The organism is Grimontia celer, from assembly GCF_900055185.1.
Classification (GTDB): Bacteria; Pseudomonadota; Gammaproteobacteria; order Enterobacterales; family Vibrionaceae; genus Enterovibrio; species Enterovibrio celer.
In genome coordinates, this window is the sequence record NZ_FIZX01000069.1 from 1 (window position 1) to 535 (window position 535).

The window sequence follows — 535 nt, forward strand, 5'->3', positions numbered from 1 at the left end:
AGGAATATTACTTTGGTGGACAAGTAACCGCAAAGCGGAAATAACTCCTGAAACTAAAACGCAAACAGCACAAGTTACAGATGCTTTAACAGCTCAAAATAACGCAGTAGGAACAGCAATTTTAAGCGATTCACTACAAAAAATTGCCCTAAAAAATAAATTAGGTGCTTTTGCATATGGTGCTTCAACTACTAAAAATGGAGTTACTTCTATTGAAAACGACCTTATTAAATTAACAATTGACAATAAAGGAGGGCAAATTACTGAAGCTTTACTTAAAAACTTCAAAACCTACGATTAATTTCCTTTATTTTTATAAAAAGTTAAAAACGCTTCTTTAAATATTACCTTCGGAATTCCTGATAACAGAATTTAAATACAAAAAAATTAATTTTTTGCTCTAATTTTAATTAAAAATGGAAATAGGAAAATACTTCCAATGAAATGGAAAGAATAAAAAAATCAATTTTAGAATATCGTTATGAAATCAAAAAAGATGATTATCGTGTTGGATTTGCAGTTCGTTCACAAGGAT

At 28.8% G+C, this 535-nt stretch carries 1 protein-coding gene; it reads left to right on the forward strand.

Annotated elements, in window-relative coordinates:
- A partial coding sequence (locus GCE9029_RS27190; protein WP_197475438.1) for a hypothetical protein occupies positions 1-301 on the forward strand: 301 nt, incomplete at its 5' end.
- Between the last annotated feature and the right edge of the window lie 234 nt (positions 302-535).